This is a genomic window from Shimia sp. (assembly GCF_965227725.1).
GTDB lineage: Bacteria > Pseudomonadota > Alphaproteobacteria > Rhodobacterales > Rhodobacteraceae > Shimia.
Genome location: NZ_CBDDGH010000004.1, coordinates 408829 through 424344, shown reverse-complemented (window position 1 = coordinate 424344; position 15516 = coordinate 408829). Strand labels below are relative to the sequence as shown.

Below are 15516 nucleotides of genomic sequence, written 5' to 3'. Positions count from 1 at the left end.
GACGTGGCAAATGCTGCTGATACCGGACCCGTTCTGACATCGGGCGCCTCGGATGCGACAAGCGAGGATCTGCTTGCCCGCATTCTCACCTCTCTTAGCGAAGACAAAGCCGAAGACGTTGTGCAGATCGATCTGCGCGGCAAGACGTCGATTGGCGATTACATGGTGATCTGCTCCGGGCGCTCCTCGCGTCAGGTTGTGGCCCTCGCTGAGAAACTTGTCGAACGGCTCAAGCATGAGTTTGGCCGCAGCGCCAAAGTTGAAGGCAAGGATTCCGGTGACTGGGTGCTTGTGGATACCGGCGATGTGATCGTGCATATCTTCCGTCCGGAAGTGCGCGAATTCTATCAGCTGGAAAAAATGTGGGTGCCTGGCGGCTCCGCATAAGTCTGCGCGGCGTGTGCGCTTAGCGCTGCGTCGCCACAGCACAAGGCAACGACATGGCACTCAAAGTGCACATCTGCGCCGTGGGTCGGCTGCGGTCTGGCCCTGAGCGCGACCTTCTTGATGATTATCTGACACGGTTTGACCGCACCGGACGCGTCCTTGGGCTTGGTCCGGCTACGGTGCATGAAGTTGAAGACCGCAAAGGCGGCGGGATGTCGACCGAAGCGGGGCTTCTTGAAGGTGTCATCCCCAAAGGGGCTGTGATCTGCGCGCTGGATGAGCGTGGCAAGCTGATGAGCAGCCCGGATTTTGCGAATATGCTCGGTGGCTGGCGCGATAATGGGCGGAGTGATCTGGCCTTTGTGATTGGCGGTGCGGATGGCATTGATCCCGCGCTGCGCGCGCGCGCAGATGCTAAGCTCAGTTTTGGTAAAATGGTTTGGCCACATATGTTGGCGCGCGTGATGTTGAGTGAACAGCTTTACCGCGCTGCAAGCATTTTGGCCGGCGCACCTTATCATCGGGTCTGATGGGGCACGGTTTTGTGCGGTTTGTTCCGCTTTAAAAAGACCGACAATGCACACCCGCTATAACGTCGTGATACAGCCGCGATACCGACGTTATACCGACGGTGTTTTGGCGGGTTATTTAGCGGGGATCACGCAGCAGGGCGGCGCGGGACTGAGAGGCAAATTCACGCCGTCCCAGCACGATCACCGTCACGGAAATGCCAACAAGCAACATGATGGGGCCCAAAAGCCAGGCCGCGGAAGCCAATCCAAAATAGATGGCTCGAATCCCCCGGTTGAAGCTGCGCGCTGCTGTGATGTTCACATCCGCAGCCTTGTGGGCCCGAGACATCGCTGCGGGATGGTCTTTGTCATTTGGCACCGCGCCCATCAGCACAGAGCAATAGCCGAAGAGCCTGTGAGACCAGACAAATTTCAGGAATGCGTTGCCAACGAAGAGCAGGACCAACATCAGTTTGATTTCCAGGACAGAGGTGGAATCAGCTTTCTGCGCCAGATCCTGTGTGAGGCCGGCAATTTGGTCAGTATTCCCGATCAAAGCCACCAAGCCGCCAATGGCGATCATTGACGAAGAGGCAAAGAACGCCGTGCTCTGGCGCAGGTTTCCCATGATCTGCGCATCAAAAATGCGGGCGTTTCGTTCGACATAATGGATCATCCATTCCCTTCGGTAAAACGCCATCAGCCGTGACACAGATGGTCTGTTTTTGGGCGGATTTTCAATGAGATGCGTGGTGGCGAACCAAGTCAAAAGGCTCGCTGCAACAGCAATGAAATCAAGGGATGAAAACTGGTTGGCGAGCTGTGTGAAAGTCATGCCTGTACAGTAGCGCCATCGCTTAGCTCTTGCCAGTCTGCAATATTGGTTATATTAATTTACCAATTATTGCGGAGGTCAGCCATGGACATGCCAACCCCTAACCCAGAGGTTCTTGCGAAGAAGGCGCGCATTGTTGCCCGGCTTCAGGAAGTGCTTCCGGCAGATGCTGTCATCTCTGATGAGGCTGAAACGCGGGCCTATGAGTGCGACGCGCTCACCGCCTATCGGTGCCCGCCGCTTGCCGCGGTTCTTCCTGCCTCCACGGAAGAAGTGGTGGCGGTTCTGAAGATCTGCCACGAAGAAGAGGTGCCAGTGGTGCCACGCGGAGCAGGCACTTCTCTTGCGGGTGGGTCAATGCCAACCGCAGACTCGATCATTCTGGGCGTGGCCCGAATGACCGAAGTTCTTGAAACAGATTATGAAAATCGCTTCATCCGAGTGCAAACTGGTCGCACCAACCTGAGCGTTTCCGGCGCGGTGGAAGAAGACGGCTTCTTTTATGCACCGGATCCCTCCAGCCAGCTGGCCTGCGCCATTGCGGGAAACATTGCGATGAACTCCGGCGGTGCCCATTGCCTGAAGTACGGCGTCACAACGAACAATTTGATGGGCGTCACCATGGTGACCATGGAGGGCGAGGTTGTCGAGATTGGCGGTGCCCATTTGGATGCTGGCGGCTTGGATCTTCTGGGTGTGATTTGCGGCAGTGAGGGCCAGCTTGGTGTCGTAACCGAAGCCACATTGCGTATTTTGCACAAACCGGAGGGTGCAAGACCTGTCCTCATGGGATTTGATAGCAATGAAGTCGCAGGCCAATGCGTGAGCGACATTATCAAGTCGGGCATTCTGCCGGTGGCCATTGAGTTTATGGATCGCCCCTGTATCCGCGCTACAGAGGCATTTGCCGGAGCAGGTTATCCAGACTGTGAGGCGCTGCTGATTGTCGAGGTAGAAGGCTCCGATCAGGAAATCGAAGCCCAGCTTGAACGTATTCTGGCGATCGCCCGGACACACAATCCAGTGGAACTGCGCGAAAGTACAAGCGCGGAAGAGAGCGCGCGGATTTGGCTGGGGCGTAAGTCGGCCTTTGGGGCGATGGGGCAGATCAACGACTACATGTGCTTGGATGGCACCATTCCCGTGAGCCAACTTCCTTATGTGCTCCGCAGAATTGGGGAGCTGAGCAAAGACTACGGACTTGATGTGGGCAATGTGTTCCACGCCGGGGACGGGAACATGCATCCGCTCATTCTATTTGATGCCAACAAGCCGGGCGACCTAGAGAAATGTGAAGCCTTCGGGGCTGACATTTTGCGACTGTGTGTTGAAGTTGGGGGATGTCTCACAGGTGAGCATGGCGTGGGTATCGAGAAGCGTGATCTGATGGTGGATCAATATGCGCCGGAAGATCTGGATATCCAGATGGCGGTGAAAGATGTGTTCGACCCTAAGTGGCTTTTGAACCCCGCGAAGGTCTTTCCCTTGGCTGCGAGCGAGCCGCGTCGAATGGCGGCTGAATAATCTCAGGCAAATCAGGAGCTTTGCCCCTCTGCCACAGCCAGTTTTGGCTTCACCCCAGGATATTTTGGACCAGTAAGACTATGATGACACCTGCAAATGAAGCCGAATTGGCAGAGATGGTGGCGGGCGCGCAAACGGCGTTGCGCATACAGGGTGGGGGCACACGCGCGATCGGTGCGCCAAGCGACGCGACAGTGTTGTCGACCTCCGCGCTTTCCGGCGTGACACTTTATGAGCCGGGCGCACTGACGATTGTTGCCGGAGCTGGAACGCCAATGGCCGAGATCGAAGCGACCTTGGCGGCGGAAGGGCAACGCTTGGCCTTTGAGCCGATGGACCATCGCGGCCTGTTGGGCACTGATGGTGTTCCCACAATAGGTGGCGCAGTCGCCGCTAACGTGAGCGGCCCACGGCGTATTCAGGCAGGTGCCTGTCGCGACAGCTTGTTGGGGGTGCGTTTTGTGGATGGGGCAGGACGCGTCTTGAAGAATGGCGGTCGCGTGATGAAAAATGTCACCGGCTATGACTTGGTGAAACTGATGGGGGGCAGCTGGGGCACTTTGGGTGTGCTCAGCGAAGTCAGCCTAAAGGTCCAAGCGGTGTCTGAAGCGGTCGGCTGCGTGCTGTTGCATGGTTTGGATGATCAGCAAGCGGTAAAGGCAATGAGCGCTGCTTTGGGGTCTCCTTACGACGTCAGCGGTGCGGCACATGCCCCCGTGGGTGTAGACGGCACACCTGTTACGATGATCCGCATCGAAGGGCTGGAAGCCTCTGTGGCTTACCGTGCCGAGAAACTGACGGCGCTGCTTGCAGATTTTGGCGCAGAAGTTGTTGTTGAGCGCGATGCGGAAAAAGTTTCTGCGGGTTGGTTCTGGGTGCGCGATGTGGCGCTGTTTCAGGGCGGAGACGATGATGTGTGGCGCCTCTCTGTGAAACCCACTGACGGGCCGGGTGTCGTTGCAGCCATTAAGCAGAGTCAACCGGAGGCGCAGGTGCTTTACGATTGGGGCGGCGGTTTGATTTGGGTGCAAGTGTCCGAAGGTTCGGATGTGCGCGCAGCCGTTGGTCAAGGTCACGCCACATTGATCCGCGCGTCCGAGGCGACGCGCGCACGGGTGCCCGTGTTTCAACCCGAGTCTGCCGTATTGGCCAACTTGAGCGCGGGGCTTCGTCAAAAATTTGATCCCCGTGGTATCTTGAACCCAGGGCTGATGGGATGAGCACAAAAGGCAAGCGCAGGCAGGTTCGGCGATGGAGAGCGCGTCGGGCAGCACGCCCCGCGCCCCATCTTCCGTGCCATTGCTGCGGTTGCCTGACCATCTGCGAACGGGACAGCTATGATATTTGCAAGGTCTGCTTCTGGGAAGATGATCCCGGGCAGACCCCGGAATTTGACGGCGGTGGCGCCAACCCTCTGAGCCTTGAAGAGGCCCGCAAAAACTATCGCAAGATCGGGGCATGTGAGCCCAATATGCTGCCGCATGTCCGCCCTCCGCGCCCGGAAGAGCTCCCTCCCGCGGAGCGCGACACCTTCACCGACATTGGGGCAATCGCCCCCTCCAACACGCGGCGTGAGCCAGAACAACCGGAATAGGCAAATGCAGACGACATTCACCGAAAATCAACTCAAAGATCCCGGCACACAACGCGCCAACGAAATTCTGCGCGCCTGCGTGCATTGCGGTTTCTGCACTGCGACTTGCCCGACTTATCAGGTGCTTGGCGATGAACTCGACAGCCCGCGCGGACGGATTTACCAGATCAAAGACATGCTGGAAAACGAGCGTGTGCCGGATGAAAAGACGGTCAAACATGTAGACCGTTGTCTGAGCTGCCTGGCATGTATGACCACCTGTCCCAGTGGCGTGCATTATATGCACCTGGTGGATCATGCCCGTGAGTATATCGAAAACAACTACAAGCGCCCCTTCAGTGATCGGGCCTTACGCTGGATTCTTGCGCAAATTCTGCCTTACCCGATGCGGTTCCGGCTGGCGCTGCTCGGGGCCAAATTGGGCCGCCCTTTCCGGTTTCTGATGCCGGATGCGCGCTTGCGTGCGATGCTGGATATGGCGCCCAAATCAATTCCGCCCGTGAGCCGGAATGACGATCCACAGAGCTTTGCTCCGATGGCTGACAAAAAGATGCGGGTGGCCCTTATGACGGGATGTGCGCAGAAGGCGCTGAACACCGACATCAATGATGCAACAATTCGTCTTTTGACACGGCTGGGCTGCGAAGTTGTGGTGGCCGAGGGGGCGGGCTGTTGCGGTGCTCTGACCCACCACATGGGCAAAACCAAAGAAAGCCATGCGACTGCGGCCAAGAACATCAAAGCCTGGTGTGCGGAGATGGATGACGAGGGGCTGGACGCGATTGTGATCAACACGTCTGGATGTGGCACAACGGTAAAGGACTATGGCCATATGTTCCGCAATGACGCGTTGGCGGCAGATGCTGCTCGCGTGAGTGAGATTGCGATGGATGTGTCTGAGGTATTGATGAAACTCGATCTGCCGCAGTGCGATGATAAGGAAACCGTAGTGGCCTATCATGCTGCATGTTCGCTGCAGCATGGCCAGCAGATCAAAACCTTCCCCAAAGACCTGCTCAAAAAGGCGGGCTACACGGTTGTTGAGCCGGTGGATAGTCACTTGTGTTGTGGCTCTGCAGGTACCTACAACCTGATGCAGCCTGAGATCTCCGGAAAGTTGAAAGAGCGCAAAGTGCGGACGCTAGAGGCCAAAAATCCCGATATCATCGCGGCAGGAAACATTGGCTGCATGATGCAAATTGGATCTGCGACCGAGGTGCCGATTGTGCATACGGTAGAGCTTTTGGACTGGGCAACCGGTGGTCCGCAGCCGCGCGCGCTCACCGAGCCGGGTAAGCGTGCACCGGAGATTCCCATCCTGCGCTGATATCGCCATAATGCTCCGCAAGCAGGGCATGTCATGCGTATGCCCTATTTCCGCCTTAGGTCATCGATATGGCTCAGGGGGAGTTTGTGGAGACGGTATGATCGCGCGGTTTATTGCTTGTTTGTTTGCTGTTTGTGTTGCGAGCTTTGCCGTGGCGCAAGACACGGGCTTGCAGCGTCTTGACACCGGCGAGGACAGTCGTGACTGGGGGGCGGTTGGCCGACTGGAGATAGACGGACGCGGGTTTTGCACCGGGGCATTGATCGCGCCGGGTTTGGTGCTGACCGCCGCACATTGCCTTTACTCAAAAGAGACAGGCCGCCGTCACGACGTGGGGCAGATCGAATTTCGCGCAGGTTGGCGCAATGGGCGTGCCGAGGCGTATCGCAAGGTGAAGCGTGCCGTGGTGCATCCCAAATACCGTTACCGCGGTCAGACCGAGATCGAGGACGTGCAAAATGATCTCGCACTTCTGGAACTGCATCATCCGATCCGAAATACCAAGATCACTCCGTTTGAAACGGCAGATTCCCTTCGTAAAGGATCCCGGATCGGTGTGGTGTCTTATGCGGTTGGGCGTGCTGAGGCACCGTCATTTCAGGAAATGTGTCGGGTGATGGGGCGTCAGAAGGGTGTGTACGTGCTGTCGTGCAACATCGATTTTGGCAGCAGCGGTGCGCCGGTTTTTGTCTTTGAAGACGGCGCGGTGCGTATCGCATCCGTTGTGGCCGCGAAAGCGGAGGTGCGTGGCACCAAAGTGGCGCTGGGGGCAGCGCTGGATCATAGCTTGGATGAGTTGTTTGCAGCGCGGGTGGATGAGTCACCGCCGGTGCGCAGCCTCACACCCTTGCAAGATAGAAATGGCACGGGCGCGAAATTTGTGCGTCCGTAGATGATTGCCCCCAAGAAGCGAGTTTTTTATGCGTTTAACCTATCTGATGTGCTTGATGGCGAGCTTGCTGTCGGCGATGCCCGTATTTGCGGAAGAGCGATTGCAGCCATTGCGGACGCGCGGGGATTTGTTGGGCTGGGAGGCGATCGGACGGCTCGACATCCAGAACGGCGGTTATTGTTCGGGCGCATTGATTGCATCGGATCAAGTGCTGACCGCTGCGCATTGTGTTTTTGACGATGAGGGGCGACCACTCGCGGCAGATCAGATGACGTTTCGTGCGGGTTATGTGGACGGGGACGCGCTTGCGGAACGCCGTGTGAGCCGTGTGGTTGTTGATGCGAGGTATGAAGATGTCCCTGGAGGCAAAATCAGCACCAAAATGATACGCCATGATATCGCTTTGCTGCGTCTGTCTGCGCCGATCTCCACCTCAGAGGCCAATCCATTCGCCATTCACGTCGATCCGCAGGAAGGTGAAAAGGTTTCGATCTTGAGTTATGGTCGTGGGCGGAGCGAGTTTATTTCCTGGCAGCGTGATTGCGCCATTTTGGAGCGTGCTTGGGGGCTGCTCACTTTTGATTGCAACGTGACATTCGGATCGTCGGGCGCGCCCGTTTTTGTGCGCTATGGCAATCGGGTGCGGATCCTTTCTTTGGTTTCCGCGGGCGATGATACTGCCGACGGTGAGAAAATGTCTTTCGGGATGGAGCTGCCAACGGCGGTTGCGGAGCTCAAACGCCGAATGCGCGTGGGTGATGCGCCGGTCGCCAAAGTCAGCAACGGCGCAAAGCGCATTCAGATCGGAAATCGCACCGGGACAGGTGCTAAATTTGTCCGCGCGGGTGGGGGTTGAAACGCTGAAAAGCCTCCCCAAATGAGATGTAACGAGGCGCCGATGATCGGGTCTCGTTTTACACCGCCTGTCCGAATGGAAGGCACTTACATATTGTTGTCGCTCAATGGAGGATAACCCATGCGCACTTTTGATCTGGCTCCGCTGTACCGGTCGACCGTTGGTTTTGACCAATTGGCAAACATGATGGACCGTGTTCTGTCTAACGACGTCGCCCAGCCGAGCTACCCCCCGTACAACATCGAAAAAACCGCCGATGACGCTTATCGCATTTCGCTGGCAGTCGCTGGTTTTTCGGCTGACGACCTGAGCATTGAGGTCAAACAGAACGCTCTCATCGTGACCGCAAAAAAAGGCGAAGAGAGCAAAGAGAAAACCTATCTGCATCGCGGCATCGCGACCCGCGCGTTTGAACGTCGTTTCCATCTGGCAGACCACGTTCGGGTAACCGGCGCGAGCCATGAAGATGGAATGCTGCACATCGAGCTGCAGCGTGAAATCCCAGAGGCCCTAAAGCCGCGTCGCATCGAGATTTCCACCGGTGGCCGCAAAGCCGTGGAACAGGATGTGGTTGACGCCAAAGCCGTCAACTGACCGCTCAAAAACTGACAAACACTTTCTTCCCTTGTTGTCAGGCGCGCGTCTCAAATTGAGGCGCGCGTTTTTGCATGTTTGGTTGCAGTTCGCATGTGAAGCGTCCACTGTCGCCGGGTTCTCAAAAGACTTGGTGGCTGCGTGAACTTAGGCGCTCTGAAATCCGGAAATTTCCGCGCCTATGTGTTTGGCGCGGCCTTTGGGTTGCTTGCAATCTGGATGCAGCGGATCGTTATGAGCTGGCTGGCCTGGGACATGACGGGCTCGCCGAGTTTTGTCGGATTTGTCGCACTCTTGCTGTTCGCTCCTGCGATTGTCTTGTCACCGCTGGTGGGCGTTTGGGTGGATCGCGTCAACGTAAAGCGCGCAATGCTGATGGTGCAGGGGGGCAATCTATTCCTATGCGCGGCGCTTTGGGCGATTGTGGCTTTGGGGTGGATCACGCCGCTTCTGTTGGCTCTGTTTGCATTTTTGATTGGCGTGTTGATCGCGGCGAGCCATCCGGTTCGGATGGCAATGACTCCGCGATTGGTGCGGCGAGAGTATGTGAGTTCAGTGGTCACGATTGTCGCGATTAACTTCAACATTGCACGGATGGTAGGACCGGCCGTTGGCGGGGTGATGATTGCGCAGATAGGCGTGGCGCATACGCTGTTGCTGCAATGGCTTTTGTTTGTACCTTATCTGGTTGTCTTGTCCCGTCTGAGCCTAAGACCAAGGCGGAAAAGCGGCGGTGCGCAAGAGCCCTTCTTTAAAGCACTTGGCGCAGGGCTGAGTTATGTCTGGCAGGTTAAGACAGTGCGCGAAGCGATGTTTGTGGCTGGTATGCTGGCCCTGGTGGCACGCGGAGCGTTGGAGGTTTTGCCGCCTTTGGCCGATGGGGTGTTCGCGCGCGGTGCGGACGGGCTGGGCGCCCTGATGAGTGTCACCGGGCTTGGTGCTATTCTAGGCGGGTTTTCCAAAGCAGCGCTGCCACCGCAAGCGCCAGGTCGCCTACCGCTTCTGACCAGATTGGCAATCCTTCTAGGGCTGTTCCTGGTGGCTCTCCTTGGACTAGCGCCGACTTGGGAAATGGCCTTGGCAGTGGCGGCGGGTATGTCTTTTGTCACGACCTTGACCGCGATTTCCACACAGACTGCCATACAGCTCGATCTTGAAGATGACATGCGCGGGCGCGTGATGAGCCTATGGGCGGTGATTGCCGCAGGTGGTGCTGCACTGGGTGCTGGAGGAGTGGGTGTTTTGGCGGATCTTATGGGATTTCAAAATGCTCTGGTTTGGTGTGGAAGCCTGTCGGCGCTGAGCGTGGCGGGATACCTGACGCTCGTCAGTTTGAAAAAGAAAGCCCCGCCGCTTTAGAGCAACGGGGCTCTGCCTGTCTGACGGGGAGGATCAGATCAGTTGGCAGCCGGTTCGATGTTGCCGATGTTGAGGAACATGGTTTCACCAGAATGATCGTCCACACCGTCGTTGTCGGTGGAGACAAAGGCCGTACCGTCTTCCAAAATGGCCAGACCCTCGACCTTATCCAGAACGTAGCCGCCGGTGGAGGTCAGGTCCGGCAACAGGTCACGCACCAGAACTTTTGAGACAACCGGCAGCTCGTCGCCCAATGGTGCGGGCACCATTTCAGAGGCTGGGATGCGGTAGATTTTCTTGGTCACGGCGCGGTGGTCGTGCTGGTTGTCACGCTCCACGATGTAGACCCAATCGCCATGTGCCACGATTTCGGAAAGCCCAACCCAACCAGTCGCGGGTTCGGCTTTGGGGTAGTGCACTGCGCCCCACTCTTTGGTTTCCAGATTATAGGCCACCAGTTTTACGTGGTTTTTCGGATCATCTTTCCACTCCCGCTGCACGGCCATCCAGAGCGTGTCGCCAACTTTGGTGATGCCTTCAAAGCCAAAACGCTTTTCCACCGCCATTAGTTCTGCAGGAAGGCCAATCTCGCCTTTGCGGTCTTTGATCTTACCCTCGGCGGACACATGATAGATCGCATGAGGGATCACGCGATCGGTGCGGCCTTCGGAAGCCACGTAGAAGCCGCCTTTGCCATCAAGCGTGATGCCTTCCATATCGATCTTTTGCGCTGGGCTGCCGTTCTGACGGTGTACGCGGATCACATCAATGATGCGTGCCGGTGTCTGGTTTGTGTCGATTTTGAAGATGGAGGGCTGAAAGCCGTAGAAGCTGTCATTCACCGCCCAGACGATGCCGTCTTTGTCTGCGACCATGCCTGAGAGCGCACCCCAACCGATCAACTCGTCCGCACCTTCAGAGGTTAGATGTGGATAGGTTGCTGGCGCATCCTGATATTCAAACAGCATCACATGCGCACGTGCGCCACCATCTTCGATAAGGTCTTTTTCGTTGGCTGAGATCAACAGGTTGCGCTCCGGGATCGCCACATAGCCTTCCGGGCCAACGCCGGAGGGCAGCAGCTGTTTGAGCACGGGTTCAGCTGGATTCGTGACGTCATAGACACCGACAACAGAGGCGCGTTCGGCACCAACAAACACATATGGCGTGCCGTTGAAGTTTGCGAAGGTCACACTCTCAGGCTCAACGCCTTTGCTGTCAGAGCGTTTGTCTGGGTAGTGGCCGATCTGGATGATGGCACGTTCAAATTCGGTGCCGCTTTCATAGACAACGGTGCCGTCCTTGTGGAAAATCGTCCAGCCGCGAGAGCCGCCGTCCATGTCCCCTTCGTTGGCTGTCGCGAAGTGGTTGTCGTCAATCCACGCCACAGCGTCAGGCTCGCGCAGGCGGCCCTCTTGGCTTTCGGTGAAGATCAACGCGCCACGCTCATCGGTCGCGTCAATGCCTTCAAGATCAACAGCTCCAGCGGAAAAATGGGAGATGACTTCGCCGTCTTTGGAGACAACCACCATGTGATTGTTTTCTTGCAGGGTCACCACAGTTTCGCCAAGCGTGTTTATGGAGACATACTCTGGCTCTGGATCTTCTGGAGAGACCTCAGCGAGGCCGGTCATGTCGACCATACGCAGCGTGTCGCACGCCAGTGTGCCGTCTTTCAGTTCGACCATGGCCAGCATTCCGGCTGGCATTTGGCCTGTGCGGCCGTCACCTAGGTCTTCGTCACGCTCGTTTTCAATGGCTACGGAGACAAAGCTTTGATCCGGTGCGATGGCTACGCTGTCGGGTTGCCCACCCAAATCACAAGAGGCTTTAACTGAGCCGTCTGCGATGTTGATGGCCTGAAGCACGCCGGATGGTTGCGTGTAGCTCTCGGAAGTGTTGGCGCCAACAATGGCGAGCTCGCCAAGCACGCCAACGGATGTTGGCTCGCCCTCCAGAGCCACATTGCCGAGCGGTTTGGGTGCGGCCGGATCAGTGATGTCGATACGGCCAAGAACGCCCAGCGGGCTGTCGGTGTATACAAGCGTCATGCCGTCCGCAGTGGCGGCGATAATTTCCGGGGAAGTCTCACGCTTGGTGTCTTCTCCCTCGGCCATATTTTTGACCACTGGGAAAGAGGCGATGCGATTGAAGTTCATTTCTGCGGCGGCGTGACCTGCAGTCAGTGCCAAGGCCGACGTCAAACAAAGGCTGCGCAGCAACATTTGGAGTCTCCGTGTTGGTTAACGGCTTGCAGGTCGCACCTCTATATGACGCGGTGGCAACAGATCTGTGACAGATATGCGAAAGCCTGATTTGAACCTCTCGTCTAAAAACCAGTTTGTGGAGGTGTGCGAGATCACGCAGAGTGGTGGCGAACTTGTGAATGATTTAGGGGGAGGGAGAGCGATATGGACTGGGATGATGCTTACGCCAATGCGGCTTATATCGAGGGGGCAGATGCCTATCCGCCACGTTGGTCTGAGGAGGCTGCCGCTTACCGAGTGGCGATGGCGGCAGAAACTGACGTCGCTTATGGGGAAGGCGCGCGGGAGTGCTTTGATCTGATCCGGCCTGAGGGCTCACCCAAAGGGTTGTTTGTCTTTGTGCACGGCGGCTATTGGCTGAGGTTCGACAAATCTTTCTGGAGCCATTTTGCGCGCGCCGCCGTGGCGCATGGCTGGGCCGTTGCGCTCCCATCCTATGACTTGGCCCCGAATGTGCGGATTGCAGAAATCACAGCGCAAGTTGCACAGGCCGTGAGTAGAGCGGCTGAAATGGTTGAGGGGTCGATCATTTTGGCGGGACATTCGGCCGGCGGGCATCTGGTGGCACGGATGACCTGTGAAGGTGTGCTTTCAGAGGCCGTAGCAAGTCGGATCACGCGTGTGGTGCCGATTTCACCGGTGTCTGACCTGCGTCCGCTGATGAAGACCACAATGAATGCGGATTTGAAGCTGGACGCTGCGGAATGCGGTACGGAAAGCCCCGTGTTTGGAACACCGCGAGAAGGTATCGATGTGACTGTATGGGTCGGTGCGGATGAACGGCCCGTGTTCCTAGATCAGGCACGCTGGCTGTCGGAAGCGTGGAGCTGTGATCTCTTTGTGGCGGGTGGCAGGCACCATTTTGACGTCATCGACGTTTTGGCGGACCCTCAGAGTGATTTTGCGCGGATGGTGTTTCGCTAGGGTCTAAAGCAGGGCACCGTATCACCCTCGGCCGGACGCGCATGCCAGACGCCTCGCGCAATTGCGCGGGCTAGGCAAGTGGCTGCGGCATGGCCGAGCCAAAGGGTGTCGGCAACTTCTGCTTCGAGCGGCTTCGCATTTGTGCTGACGCCAAAAATCAGATCCCCGTCCATTGGGGTATGCGAAGGCACCAAGGCGCGGGCCATTCCATCGTGCGCAGCGGTGGCCATGCGCGTGCATTGTGCTTGGGTGAGGTCTGCGTCGGTCGCGACTATGGCGATGGTGGTGTTGTGGCTGGAGAGCTTGGTGTTTGGTAAACCTGTTGGCACAGAAGGTATGAGACCCAAATTGCCAAATTCGTTGCTGACCTCCCAAGGGGCGGCCCAGAAGTGTTGACCGTCTGGAGATGCATCGCCAAGCGCGTTCACAGCCACCAGCGCGCCAACGGTGTGGCCGGACGGCAAGACCATCGATGCAGAACCCAGACCGCCCTTGTGTTTGGCCAGTGTGGCTCCGGTCCCTGCGCCACAAGAGCCCATCGCGAAGTTTTCGGACGCAGCGGCGAGCGCCTCTGCACCGAGGTGTTTATAGGGATTTTCGGTCCAGTTTTTGTCCCCACCGTTGAACAGGTCAAAGAGAATGGCACCGGGTACAATGGGGATGTTCTGATCACCAACGGTAAAGCCACGCCCTGCGGACCTCAGAGCATCCGCTACGCCGGATGAGGCATCCAAACCAAAGGCAGAACCTCCCGAAAGAGTCAGCGCATCAATCTTCTGAACGGTTTTGTCAGGCGCGAGAAGATCGGTTTCGCGCGTGCCCGGTGCGCCGCCCATCACGCTGACACCGCAGGTGAAGGGCGTATCGCCAACCAATACGGTGGTGCCGGTCTTAATCACTGCATCCTGCGCATTGCCGACACGAAGCCCAGCCACATCAGTGATCAAATTTCTGGCTCCTGTTTGCATCTGCGCTCTCCTCTTTGCGTTCACAGTAGGCGCCTCGAATTTGGGCGCAAGAGTTCCGGGCGCGCAGACAGTTGGATTTTTGTTGCGTGAGGCGGTGTTCCTTGGCATGACTTTCGCAGGCATTGGCGATGGCGTCGCCACATTCTGAATGAAGAATGCGCCACACTCTTTACAGTCCTGAACGCCGGGACCTCTTTGATCGGAGGTCAACATGACATCACGTCCTGAATTTTATCGGTTTCATAATGGCGAGAAAGCGCCGTTGCAGTTTTCGGAGGCCGAATATGAGGCCCGCGTGGCTGGTCTGCGCGCGATTATGGTGGAGGCTGGCGTAAATGCCGCGGTTTTCACCTCTATGCACAATGTGTCCTACTACTCTGGCTTCACCTATTGCGCCTTTGGGCGGCCCTATGCCCTGGTTGTGACGCCAACAGAGTGTGTGACGATTTCAGCGGGTATCGATGCGGGGCAGCCATGGCGGCGCTGCTATGGTGACAATATCACCTACACTGACTGGCAGCGGGACAACTACTGGCGGGCGATCCGTTCGATCACTGGCGAGAGCGCAGTGATTGGTTATGAGGGGGATCACCTGACCCTGCTGCAGCAAAACAAGCTGAACAGTTTTCTTAAACCAAAGAGCACGGTCGACCTTTACGAACAGACCATGCGGCAGCGTATGCACAAGAGTGCCGCAGAAATCGAGCTGATCCGCGCGGGAGCTGCGGTTGCGGATGTGGGCGGGTATGCCATTCGTGACTCTGTGAAGGCCGGCGCGCGCGAAATCGATGTTGCCATGGCTGGACGGAACGCAATGGAGCTTGAGATCGCCAAACGCTTCCCCGGAGCTGAGTATCGGGACACTTGGGTGTGGTTTCAGTCGGGCATCAACACAGATGGCGCACATAACCCTGTGACGGCGCGTGTTCTTGAGCGTGGCGATATCCTGTCGCTCAACACCTTCCCAATGATCTCCGGTTACTACACAGCGCTGGAACGCACGATGTTTGTGGAAGAGGTCGATCCAGCGAGCCTTGCAATCTGGGAAGCCAATGTCGGCGCGCATGAACTGGGTATTTCTCTGCTGAAACCTGGTGCGAGCTGCGCCGAAGTGACCGAGCAGATCAATGCCTTTTTTGCGGAGCGCGATTTGCTGCAATATCGCACCTTTGGCTATGGCCACAGTTTTGGTGTGTTGAGCCATTACTATGGGCGTGAAGCCGGTTTGGAATTGCGCGAGGACATCGATACGGTACTAGAACCGGGCATGGTGATCTCCATGGAGCCGATGCTGACGATTGCCGATGGGCAACCTGGTGCTGGTGGCTACCGTGAGCATGATATTCTTGTGATCACCGAGGACGGAAACGAGAATATCACGGGCTATCCTTACGGGCCTGAGTTCAACGTGGTTGGATAATCGTTATGTCGCGCCCTGTTGGGCGCGACAAACCTGATGATCTTTGACGTATGCTTG

General features: G+C 57.0%; 15 protein-coding genes. 12 read left to right on the top strand and 3 right to left on the bottom strand.

What is annotated here, in order from left to right; translation table 11 throughout:
• The first annotated feature begins 3 nt into the window (after window positions 1-3).
• Window positions 4-387, top strand: a complete 384-nt coding sequence (rsfS, locus tag ACO07T_RS09870) for a ribosome silencing factor (RefSeq protein WP_209060231.1) — start codon at window positions 4-6, stop codon at window positions 385-387.
• Window positions 388-440: 53 nt separating this feature from the next.
• Window positions 441-917, top strand: a complete 477-nt coding sequence (gene rlmH / locus ACO07T_RS09865) for a 23S rRNA (pseudouridine(1915)-N(3))-methyltransferase RlmH (RefSeq protein WP_422049252.1) — start codon at window positions 441-443, stop codon at window positions 915-917.
• Between the two features lie 118 nt (window positions 918-1035).
• On the opposite strand, the gene ACO07T_RS09860 is transcribed toward rlmH, so the two are convergent.
• Window positions 1036-1734, bottom strand: coding sequence for a DUF599 domain-containing protein (locus tag ACO07T_RS09860; RefSeq protein ID WP_422049251.1), 699 nt, complete (start codon window positions 1732-1734; stop codon window positions 1036-1038).
• An 84-nt stretch (window positions 1735-1818) separates the two neighbouring features.
• Between ACO07T_RS09860 and ACO07T_RS09855 the strand changes: the two genes are divergently transcribed.
• From ACO07T_RS09855 to ACO07T_RS09820, 8 genes are all read left to right on the top strand, one after another.
• Window positions 1819-3258, top strand: coding sequence for an FAD-linked oxidase C-terminal domain-containing protein (locus ACO07T_RS09855; RefSeq protein ID WP_422049250.1), 1440 nt, complete (start codon window positions 1819-1821; stop codon window positions 3256-3258).
• Window positions 3259-3341: 83 nt separating this feature from the next.
• Window positions 3342-4478 carry an FAD-binding protein gene (locus ACO07T_RS09850; RefSeq protein ID WP_422049347.1) on the top strand — a complete coding sequence of 379 codons (1137 nt, stop codon included), beginning with the start codon at window positions 3342-3344 and terminating at the stop codon, window positions 4476-4478.
• On the top strand, window positions 4475-4852 hold the full coding sequence (locus tag ACO07T_RS09845; RefSeq protein ID WP_422049249.1) for a CPCC family cysteine-rich protein: 378 nt from the start codon (window positions 4475-4477) through the stop codon (window positions 4850-4852). Before ACO07T_RS09850 ends, ACO07T_RS09845 begins: the two co-directional genes overlap by 4 nt.
• Window positions 4853-4856: 4 nt before the next feature.
• A complete protein-coding gene (glcF, locus tag ACO07T_RS09840; protein WP_422049248.1) occupies window positions 4857-6179 on the top strand; it encodes a glycolate oxidase subunit GlcF in 1323 nt (440 codons plus the stop codon).
• Window positions 6180-6276: 97 nt separating this feature from the next.
• Window positions 6277-7071: a trypsin-like serine peptidase gene (locus tag ACO07T_RS09835; protein ID WP_422049247.1), complete on the top strand. Its 795-nt coding sequence runs from the start codon at window positions 6277-6279 to the stop codon at window positions 7069-7071.
• Between the two features lie 28 nt (window positions 7072-7099).
• Entirely contained in the window at window positions 7100-7927 is an 828-nt protein-coding gene (locus tag ACO07T_RS09830) for a trypsin-like serine peptidase (RefSeq protein ID WP_422049246.1), read from the top strand.
• A gap of 120 nt (window positions 7928-8047) precedes the next feature.
• Window positions 8048-8521, top strand: a complete 474-nt coding sequence (locus ACO07T_RS09825; protein ID WP_422049245.1) for an Hsp20 family protein — start codon at window positions 8048-8050, stop codon at window positions 8519-8521.
• 141 nt (window positions 8522-8662) lie between these two features.
• Window positions 8663-9880 (top strand): MFS transporter, encoded by a 1218-nt coding sequence (locus ACO07T_RS09820; protein ID WP_422049244.1) that lies wholly within the window; start codon window positions 8663-8665, stop codon window positions 9878-9880.
• 38 nt (window positions 9881-9918) lie between these two features.
• On the opposite strand, the gene ACO07T_RS09815 is transcribed toward ACO07T_RS09820, so the two are convergent.
• Window positions 9919-12105 (bottom strand): esterase-like activity of phytase family protein, encoded by a 2187-nt coding sequence (locus tag ACO07T_RS09815; protein ID WP_422049243.1) that lies wholly within the window; start codon window positions 12103-12105, stop codon window positions 9919-9921.
• Between the two features lie 186 nt (window positions 12106-12291).
• On the opposite strand from ACO07T_RS09815, the gene ACO07T_RS09810 reads away from it, so the two are divergent.
• Entirely contained in the window at window positions 12292-13071 is a 780-nt protein-coding gene (locus ACO07T_RS09810; protein ID WP_422049242.1) for an alpha/beta hydrolase, read from the top strand.
• On the opposite strand, the gene ACO07T_RS09805 is transcribed toward ACO07T_RS09810, so the two are convergent.
• Window positions 13068-14039, bottom strand: coding sequence for a P1 family peptidase (locus ACO07T_RS09805; protein ID WP_422049241.1), 972 nt, complete (start codon window positions 14037-14039; stop codon window positions 13068-13070). The genes ACO07T_RS09810 and ACO07T_RS09805 overlap by 4 nt on opposite strands.
• A 211-nt stretch (window positions 14040-14250) precedes the next feature.
• On the opposite strand from ACO07T_RS09805, the gene ACO07T_RS09800 reads away from it, so the two are divergent.
• Window positions 14251-15459, top strand: a complete 1209-nt coding sequence (locus ACO07T_RS09800) for an aminopeptidase P family protein (protein ID WP_422049240.1) — start codon at window positions 14251-14253, stop codon at window positions 15457-15459.
• The last annotated feature ends 57 nt before the right edge of the window (window positions 15460-15516 follow it).

Bases quoted from the DNA above. Each gene is read 5' to 3' on its own strand.
- ACO07T_RS09855 (WP_422049250.1), top strand. From the start codon at position 1,819: ATGGACATGCCAACCCCTAACCCAGAGGTTCTTGCGAAGAAGGCGCGC.
- ACO07T_RS09800 (WP_422049240.1), top strand. From the start codon at position 14,251: ATGACATCACGTCCTGAATTTTATCGGTTTCATAATGGCGAGAAAGCG.
- glcF (WP_422049248.1), top strand. From the start codon at position 4,857: ATGCAGACGACATTCACCGAAAATCAACTCAAAGATCCCGGCACACAA.
- ACO07T_RS09860 (WP_422049251.1), bottom strand. From the start codon at position 1,734: ATGACTTTCACACAGCTCGCCAACCAGTTTTCATCCCTTGATTTCATT.
- ACO07T_RS09825 (WP_422049245.1), top strand. From the start codon at position 8,048: ATGCGCACTTTTGATCTGGCTCCGCTGTACCGGTCGACCGTTGGTTTT.
- ACO07T_RS09810 (WP_422049242.1), top strand. From the start codon at position 12,292: ATGGACTGGGATGATGCTTACGCCAATGCGGCTTATATCGAGGGGGCA.
- ACO07T_RS09850 (WP_422049347.1), top strand. From the start codon at position 3,342: ATGACACCTGCAAATGAAGCCGAATTGGCAGAGATGGTGGCGGGCGCG.
- rlmH (WP_422049252.1), top strand. From the start codon at position 441: ATGGCACTCAAAGTGCACATCTGCGCCGTGGGTCGGCTGCGGTCTGGC.
- ACO07T_RS09815 (WP_422049243.1), bottom strand. From the start codon at position 12,105: ATGTTGCTGCGCAGCCTTTGTTTGACGTCGGCCTTGGCACTGACTGCA.
- ACO07T_RS09805 (WP_422049241.1), bottom strand. From the start codon at position 14,039: ATGCAAACAGGAGCCAGAAATTTGATCACTGATGTGGCTGGGCTTCGT.
- ACO07T_RS09835 (WP_422049247.1), top strand. From the start codon at position 6,277: ATGATCGCGCGGTTTATTGCTTGTTTGTTTGCTGTTTGTGTTGCGAGC.
- ACO07T_RS09830 (WP_422049246.1), top strand. From the start codon at position 7,100: ATGCGTTTAACCTATCTGATGTGCTTGATGGCGAGCTTGCTGTCGGCG.
- ACO07T_RS09845 (WP_422049249.1), top strand. From the start codon at position 4,475: ATGAGCACAAAAGGCAAGCGCAGGCAGGTTCGGCGATGGAGAGCGCGT.